The organism is Rhizobium ruizarguesonis (assembly GCF_012349115.1).
GTDB classification, from domain to species: domain Bacteria; phylum Pseudomonadota; class Alphaproteobacteria; order Rhizobiales; family Rhizobiaceae; genus Rhizobium; species Rhizobium ruizarguesonis.
Window position 1 is genome coordinate 79,112 of sequence record NZ_PQIG01000082.1, and the last position, 7,687, is coordinate 86,798.

Below are 7,687 nucleotides of genomic sequence, written 5' to 3' on the forward strand. Positions count from 1 at the left end.
GGCGTCAGGCGGCGGACTTTCCAGTTCCAGAGATGGCGACGTGCCTGATATCGGTGTCGCCAACGAACCGGAAAGTCGGCCGCATTTGGAGCTTCAAAGTGCGACCGAGAGGGCGCTGTCGCGTCGGGGAGCCACCTCCTGCGAGTTGACCATTGCGCCCGCGAGCTGGCGGAACGTGACAAGCCCCAATGCTTCCCCGGATGGTGAAACCACTCTGGCATCGTCGTGCGCCGCCGATGCCAGGATCCGGACGGCGTCTTCGACGGTCGTGCCTGATGCGATCGTCAATCCGCCTGGGACCGCGCCGGAGTGCAGGGATGTCATGATGGCATCGACTTGGATGACCCGCCCTCGATTGACCTCCTTGACGAAGTTGGCGATGTAGGCGTCTGCCGGACGCAGAACGATGTCCTGGCTGGTGCCCTGTTGGATGACTTCGCCATCGCGCAGGATCGCAATCTGGTCGCCCAGCCGAAGGGCCTCATCGAGATCATGGGTGATGAAGACGATGGTCTTCTTGATCTCCTTCTGAATGTCGAGAAGGACCGACTGCATATCGGTGCGGATCAAAGGGTCGAGCGCCGAATAGGCCTCGTCCATCAGCAGAACCGGCGCATCGTTCGAGAGGGCGCGTGCCAGCCCGACGCGCTGCTGCATCCCGCCCGACAGCTGGTTGGGATATTTGCTCTCGAAGCCTTTCAGGCCGACCCGCTCCAGCCAGCCCATGGCGACGTCGACGGCTTTCGAGCGCTCCATGCCCTGCACTTCGCGGCCGAAGATGGTATTGTCGAGAACATTCCGGTGCGGCAGAAGCGCGAACTTCTGAAACACCATGGCCGTCTGGTGCCGGCGAAACGTCCGCAATTCGGTCTCATTCATTTTCACCACATCGACGCCGTCGACAAGCACTTCGCCTGATGTCGGATCGATCAGGCGATTGATGTGGCGGATGAGCGTCGACTTGCCCGAACCCGAAAGGCCCATGATGACCTGGATGCGGCCCGAGGGTATCTCGATATTGATATCCTTCAAGCCCAGCACGTGGCCGTGCTTTGCGTTGAGCTCGGTCTTCGACAATCCCTTTTGGACGGCATCGACATGAGCGCCGGGATTGGGACCGAAGATCTTGTAGAGATTGCGGATCTTGATGCCGCCGAACCGATGATCAGCCATGGACGATCTCCCGATGCTTCTGGAGCCGCTTGCCATAGGCCTGGCTGACCCGGTCGAAGATGATGGCAATGCCGACGATGGCAAGGCCGTTGAAAATACCCAGGGTGAAGTACTGGTTGGCGATGGCCTTCAGAACCGGTTGGCCCAGGCCCTGGACGCCGATCATCGAGGCGACGACCACCATGGCGAGCGCCATCATGATGGTCTGGTTGATGCCGGCCATGATGGTGGGAAGCGCCAGCGGCAGCTGGACCTTGAACAGCTTCTGCGCGCTCGACGTCCCGAAGGCGTCGGCCGCCTCGAGCACGTCCTTGTCGACCAGACGGATGCCGAGGTCGGTCAGCCTTATCATCGGCGGGATGGCATAGATGACAACGGCGATCAGTCCAGGCACCTTGCCGATGCCGAGCAGCATGACGACAGGGATGAGATAGACGAAGCTCGGCATGGTCTGCATGACGTCGAGGATCGGATTGATGACGCGTTGCAGCCGGTCGGAACGCGCCATGAATATCCCCATCGGGATGCCGATGGCGATGGAGAGCACGGTACAGACGAAGATCATCGAGACCGTCCGCATCGTATCGTCCCACATGTCGAAATAGCCGATCAGCAGCAGCGTGACGAGACAGCCGAAGACGATCTTCAGGCTGCGGCTCGCAAACCATGCGATGACAAGGATGATCGCCGTAATGATCGGCCACGGCGTCTGCGTCATGAAGCGGTCGGCGGCGATCAGGAAATGCTGCAGCGGGGAGAAGAGGCTTTCGATCGCGTCGCCATAGGTGCGGGTAAATGTGCGAAAGCCGTCATCGATCGCCTTCTTCAGATTGCGAAGGGCATCGTCATCCATATGCGGGAATTTATAAAACCATTCCATTCGGTTCCCCTTTTTCTTCAAAGAGCCGTGGCAGTCTTTTTGATTTTATCGGCAGCGAGAGGCGGTGCGCATTAAGCGCACCGCAGTGGTCGGCGTTAGAGCATGATGCCGAAAAGTGTGCGCGGTTTTCGGACGACATCATGCTCTCACTATTTAACTCAGAACAGGATTCAGATTTTAGGCCGAACAGGCCTGAAATCATCCTGTTCTAGAGAGCAGCTTCGATCTTCGTGGCTGCCTCAGGCGAGACCCACTTGGTCCACAGGTCCTTGTTTTCTTTGAGGAAGTGCTTGGCGCCGTCCTCACCGGTCGCCTGGTTGTCGGTCATCCACGCCATCAGCTTGTTGACCGTCTCATTGCTCCAGGAGCGCTTCGTCAGGTAGTCCATGACCTCCGGCCCGGCCTTTTCCGAAAAAGGCTTGGCAACCAGGGTCACCACGTGATCGACCGGCCATGCATTCGGCTTCGGATCGGGGCAATCGGCGACGGTATTGCAGCGCTTCCATTCGGCGGCGTCGTTCGGCACGCCGGCTTCCAGCTTGACCATCTGGTACTTGCCGAGCAGAGCGGTCGGCGCCCAGTAATAGCCGGCCCAGCCTTCCTTGCGTTCGTAAGCCTTGGAGATTGAACCATCGAGGCCGGCAGCCGAACCGGTATCGACGAGGGTGAAGCCCGCCTTGTCGGCTTCGAAGGCCTTGTAGAGCTGCGTGGTCACCACGGTGCCGCCCCAGCCCTGCGGACCGTTATAGATGGCGCCCTTCTTCGCATCCTCAGGAGCGGGGAAGAGTTCCGGATGCTTCAGCACGTCGCCGATGGTCTTGATGTCGGGATGGGCGTCGGCCAGATATTTGGGAATCCACCAGCCCTGGACGCCGCCATCGGGCAGCGGCGAGCCGACCTGGACGATCCGGCCTTCATCCGTTCCCTTCTTGACGACATCGGGCAGCAGGTCGATCCAGGCTTCCGGCGCGATATCAGGCTGGCCCTTTTCGGCCATCGAGGTAATCGTCGGTACGGTATCGCCGACGGTGATTTCGGCATCACAGCCATAACCTTCGTTCAGGATGAACTTGTCGAGGTTGGAGAGAACCTCTGCACTCTGCCAGTTCATGCTGGCGATGGTCACCGTGCCGCATTCGGCGGCGCTGGCGAAAGACGCCCCGCCAATCAGGCCGAACGTCAGACATGTCGATGCAAGTAGTTTTTTCATTCTCGTTCCCTCTGTTTAGCGGCCGGTTTTGCTGAGCGGGGCGCCGCAGGACCCACTCCAACGGTTGTCAGGAAGCGTCTCCCATACTCACCGATTTCTTGAATGCTGCCGATAGTCCCTCCGCAACCGAAGCGTCGAACCCGGCAGCGCGCATGCCTTCAATGGCCGCCGCAGTGGTGCCGCGATAGGCAAGAAAGGTTTGAACGACATCGTCAGGAGATTCGTCTTGGCGCTCCAGCAGGCGGCCGGCGCCCGTGATCACCGTGTTGACGGCGCGGCGCGCAATCTCCGCCGACAGGCCATTGGCGACGGCGTCGCGCATCATGGCGGCGGCGAGCAGCGCCGGGAATGCCGGTCCAGACCCGGAAAGGCCGGTGAGGTAATCGATGTCGCTTTCCCTTGCGACCTCGTCCTCAGATCCGCATGCCTGAAAAATCGCGCGGACGAGCGCCCGGTCGTCTTCGGCGACGTCGCTCGCGCCAATCCACGGCGTATAGGACTTGGCGACGTCGGCAGCGGCATTCGGCAAAGCGCGCACGACGCGACTGGTGTTGTGGCATTCGGAAAGTGCGTCCAGGCGGATGCCCGCCATGACCGAGATGACCAGCTTGCCGCCGGCATCGACATCAAGAGCACGCCAGTCATCAGGACGGACGGAAAGAACGATCACGTCCGAGCGGTCGGCAAGCGCCTGACTGTCGGTGGTCAGGAAAGAATTCGGGAAACGGCGCGGCTCTTCACTACGATAGGAGAGGGAGAGATTTCGAGGTTCGACCAGGCCGGCATCAAGGATCGAGCCGGCGATTGCTCCGCCAAGCCAACCGCCGCCGCCGATGATACCGATCCTCAAGGAAACGCTCATCCCGTCCTTCCCTAACCCGGCCTGTAGCCATGCCGCGAGAAGAAGCGATCGAGCTCCCTCTGTTGCGGCACTTCGCCGGTGTAGATCGCGATATATTCGGGGATCCGTTTCATGCGGACGGCGAGTTCCTCCCTAGCTTGCATGGAGATATATCCGATCTGCACGAGGTAAGTTGTTCGCGCTCGGACATCCGATGTCGCTTCTGGTAGCCCGAACCGGATAAACATCAGCTTGAGGGCTTCCAGTCGAAGCTGATCGGCTTGCCGGACCTCGGCGAGAATCTCGTCGGACTGCAGCGCCCAGCTGCGCACGGCGAATTCGAACCGGGCGTCGAACAGATCATTGTTGAGCCAGCAGTCGAAGACGTTGAGCATCGCCTCGGCAAGCGATTCCGCGTAGGCTTCGGACTGCTTGATGATGTTGCCGGTGTTTTTGTCGCGCCACCGCGCCACGAGCCCGGCCAGCAGTTCCTCCCGGTCCTTGAAGAACCAGTAGAAGCTCGTGCGCGAAAGGTTGAGCTTCTTCGCCAGCGGCAGAATTTTCACCGAATCCACGCCGGAATCCAGCAGCGAGTGGTAAGCTGCTTCCAGCCATCCCTCCTGCGATCCGCGCCAGCCAGTGTCATTCAAAGCCTGATCCATGGATAATCTCCTATCAAATTGCGCAGCCGCGCACAAGAAAAATGTACATCTGTGTCTAAAGTAACGACCCAGTTGTTTTCAATGTTGACACATATGTACATTATGCTTAGCGTTCCCTCCGATGTTTTAATCCGGAACCACGGCCCATGTCGAACGATCCCCTTCTTCAGCCCTATCAGCTCAAGCATCTGACGCTGCGCAACCGTATCATCGTGACCTCCCACGAGCCGGCCTATCCGGAAGACGGCATGCCGAAGGAGAGGTATCGCGCCTATACGGTGGAGCGGGCAAAGGGCGGCGTGGCCTTGACGATGACGGCCGGCTCGGCCGCGGTGTCCAGGGACAGCCCGCCGGTCTTTAACAACCTGCTTGCCTATAAGGACGAGATCGTACCCTGGATCAGGGAAATGACCGACGCCGTGCATGAAGAGGGTGCGGCGATCATGATCCAGCTCACCCATCTCGGCCGGCGCACGCGCTGGGACAAGGGCGACTGGCTGCCGGTCGTGGCGCCATCGCATCATCGCGAGGCGTCCCATCGCTCCTTCCCGAAGAAGATGGAAGATTGGGATATCGAGCGCATCATCAAGGATTTTGCCGACGCTGCGGAGCGCATGAAGGCGGGCGGCATGGACGGCGTCGAGCTGGAAGCCTACGGCCATCTGATCGACCAGTTCACGTCTCCGCTCACCAACGAGCTCGACGGTCCTTATGGCGGCTCGCTCGATAACCGTTTGCGCTTCTGTTTCGATGTCTTCAAAGCGATCCGGCAAAGAGTGGGGAACGACTTCATTCTGGGCGTGCGCTACACCGCCGACGAATGTCTTCCGGGCGGCACCGGCAAGGCCGAAGGCTTGGAAATCTCCAGGCGCCTGAAGGAAAGCGGCCTCATCGATTACCTCAACGTCATTCGCGGTCACATCGATACCGATGCGGGTCTCACCGACGTGATCCCGATCCAGGGCATGGCGAATTCACCGCATCTCGATTTCGCCGGCGAAATTCGCGCCGCGACCAACTTCCCGACCTTCCACGCGGCGAAAATCCCGGACGTCGCCACCGCGCGCCATGCGATCGCCTCCGGCAAGGTCGACATGATCGGCATGACCCGCGCCCACATGACCGACCCGCATATCGTCCGCAAGATCATCGAAAAGCGGGAAGACGATATTCGTCCCTGTGTCGGCGCCAATTACTGTCTCGATCGCATCTACCAGGGCGGGGCCGCCTTCTGTATCCACAATGCCGCCACCGGCCGCGAACTGACCATGCCGCATATCGTGGCGAAGGCCGACGCCAAGAAAAAGGTCGTCATCGTCGGCGCCGGCCCGGCCGGTCTGGAAGCGGCGCGCGTCGCCGGAGAACGCGGCCACCAGGTCGTGGTTTTCGAAGCGGCGAACCATCCCGGCGGTCAGATCCGCCTCACCGCCCAGAGCGAGCGCCGCAAGGAAATGATCAGCATCATCGACTGGCGCATGAGCCAGTGCGAGAAATACGACGTCACCTTCCACTTCAACACCTGGGCGGAAGCCGATACCATCGAGGCCGAGAATCCCGATGTCGTCATCATCGCGACAGGCGGCCTGCCGCATACCGAGGTTCTCGCCAGCGGCAACGAGCTAGTGGTCTCTTCATGGGACATCATCTCCGGCGACGTGAAACCTGGAACCAACGTGCTGATCTTCGACGATGCCGGCGACCATGCCGGCCTTCAGGCGGCGGAGTTTCTCGCCAAGGCAGGCGCCAAGGTCGAGATCATGACGCCGGACCGCTCCTTCGCGCCCGAGGTCATGGCCATGAATCTCGTGCCCTATATGCGGTCTCTCCAAAAGCATGACGTGACCTTCACCGTCACCTACCGTCTGGAAGCCGTCGAAAAGAGCGGCAACCAGCTCGTTGCCCATGTCGGCAGCGATTACGGCGGGATTGCCAGGCAGCACAGCTTCGACCAGATCGTCGTCAATCATGGGACCATTCCGCTCGACGAGCTCTATTTCGAACTGAAACCCGGCTCGAGCAATCTCGGCGAAATGTCGCACGACCAGCTTCTTTCCGGAGAACCCCAGTCCATCATCCGCAATCCGGACGGCAAGTTCCAGCTGTTCCGGATCGGCGATGCGGTCGCCGCACGCAACACGCATGCAGCCATCTATGACGGGCTGCGCATCGCGAAAGATATCTGATCGCACGAGTGGACCGCTTGTCGGCCGATCGTCTCGGGAGGTGATGACATGAGTTTACGCAATGAAAGCCTCCAGATTTTCCTGGATGCGGTTTTCGTGGCTTTCGACCAGTTCGCGAATGCCCCGGAGGCCCGCCGCTCGATTCGTCAGATTTCTGCGGCGCTTGAGCGCCCGGGAACCGCGCGTGCGGGGGAGGGAAGCCGATTGCCTGTGTGCGCTCTCCTTGATGTGGCGCTTTCCGTCGATACGTCCTATCCTTCGCTGACGCGTTTGATCGAGGGGTTCAAAGGCATCGAGCCAATGCTTGAATGGCATCGGCGGACCAAGTATGACCACACGGCCAGCGACAATTTTGTCGATGGGCATGCCAACGCCATGATTATCGGCCCGGGAGGATTGGAGGAGCGGAGCGACCTGTGGATCGGCGTGACGTTGATGGCGCCTCACGTGCGCTATCCGGATCACGACCATGCGCCCGAGGAAGTCTATCTCGTGCTTTCCGAGGGAGAGTTCCAGCAGGGGAAAGGGGACTGGTTTTCGCCAGGTATCGGCGGATCCTTCTACAATGTCCCTGGCATCAAGCATGCGATGAGGTCGCTTGACACGCCGTTCTTCGCCTTCTGGGCATTGCTTGCCGAACGGCCGAACTGACGGCCAGCAGTTTAGAAATAAAGGGGGGGTTGCCCATGAAGATACTCGTCCCAGTCAAACGGGTTGTCGACTACAACGTGAAGATCC

At 60.0% G+C, this 7,687-nt stretch carries 7 protein-coding genes; 2 read left to right on the forward strand and 5 right to left on the reverse strand.

Going from position 1 to position 7,687, the window contains the following annotated elements:
* Positions 1-93: 93 nt before the first annotated feature.
* From C3Y91_RS19130 to C3Y91_RS19150, 5 genes are all read right to left on the reverse strand, one after another.
* Positions 94-1,173, reverse strand: coding sequence for a quaternary amine ABC transporter ATP-binding protein (locus C3Y91_RS19130; RefSeq protein ID WP_018071438.1), 1,080 nt, complete (start codon positions 1,171-1,173; stop codon positions 94-96).
* Entirely contained in the window at positions 1,166-2,053 is an 888-nt protein-coding gene (locus C3Y91_RS19135; protein ID WP_018071439.1) for an ABC transporter permease, read from the reverse strand. The genes C3Y91_RS19130 and C3Y91_RS19135 overlap by 8 nt, the downstream gene beginning before the upstream one ends.
* Before the next feature lie 208 nt (positions 2,054-2,261).
* Complete coding sequence (locus C3Y91_RS19140) at positions 2,262-3,263, reverse strand: ABC transporter substrate-binding protein (protein ID WP_018071440.1); 1,002 nt, start codon at positions 3,261-3,263, stop codon at positions 2,262-2,264.
* Positions 3,264-3,330: 67 nt separating this feature from the next.
* Positions 3,331-4,125 carry a pyrroline-5-carboxylate reductase family protein gene (locus C3Y91_RS19145; protein ID WP_168575695.1) on the reverse strand — a complete coding sequence of 265 codons (795 nt, stop codon included), beginning with the start codon at positions 4,123-4,125 and terminating at the stop codon, positions 3,331-3,333.
* A gap of 11 nt (positions 4,126-4,136) precedes the next feature.
* A complete protein-coding gene (locus C3Y91_RS19150) occupies positions 4,137-4,766 on the reverse strand; it encodes a TetR/AcrR family transcriptional regulator (RefSeq protein ID WP_018071442.1) in 630 nt (209 codons plus the stop codon).
* Positions 4,767-4,912: 146 nt separating this feature from the next.
* Between C3Y91_RS19150 and C3Y91_RS19155 the strand changes: the two genes are divergently transcribed.
* Both C3Y91_RS19155 and C3Y91_RS19160 read left to right on the forward strand, forming a co-directional pair.
* Positions 4,913-6,949 (forward strand): NADH:flavin oxidoreductase, encoded by a 2,037-nt coding sequence (locus tag C3Y91_RS19155; RefSeq protein ID WP_018071443.1) that lies wholly within the window; start codon positions 4,913-4,915, stop codon positions 6,947-6,949.
* A gap of 48 nt (positions 6,950-6,997) precedes the next feature.
* Positions 6,998-7,600 carry a dimethylsulfoniopropionate lyase gene (locus C3Y91_RS19160; RefSeq protein WP_018071444.1) on the forward strand — a complete coding sequence of 201 codons (603 nt, stop codon included), beginning with the start codon at positions 6,998-7,000 and terminating at the stop codon, positions 7,598-7,600.
* Positions 7,601-7,687 lie beyond the last annotated feature (87 nt).

Bases quoted from the DNA above. Each gene is read 5' to 3' on its own strand.
- C3Y91_RS19130 (WP_018071438.1), bottom strand. From the start codon at position 1,173: ATGGCTGATCATCGGTTCGGCGGCATCAAGATCCGCAATCTCTACAAG.
- C3Y91_RS19135 (WP_018071439.1), bottom strand. From the start codon at position 2,053: ATGGAATGGTTTTATAAATTCCCGCATATGGATGACGATGCCCTTCGC.
- C3Y91_RS19140 (WP_018071440.1), bottom strand. From the start codon at position 3,263: ATGAAAAAACTACTTGCATCGACATGTCTGACGTTCGGCCTGATTGGC.
- C3Y91_RS19145 (WP_168575695.1), bottom strand. From the start codon at position 4,125: ATGAGCGTTTCCTTGAGGATCGGTATCATCGGCGGCGGCGGTTGGCTT.
- C3Y91_RS19150 (WP_018071442.1), bottom strand. From the start codon at position 4,766: ATGGATCAGGCTTTGAATGACACTGGCTGGCGCGGATCGCAGGAGGGA.
- C3Y91_RS19155 (WP_018071443.1), top strand. From the start codon at position 4,913: ATGTCGAACGATCCCCTTCTTCAGCCCTATCAGCTCAAGCATCTGACG.
- C3Y91_RS19160 (WP_018071444.1), top strand. From the start codon at position 6,998: ATGAGTTTACGCAATGAAAGCCTCCAGATTTTCCTGGATGCGGTTTTC.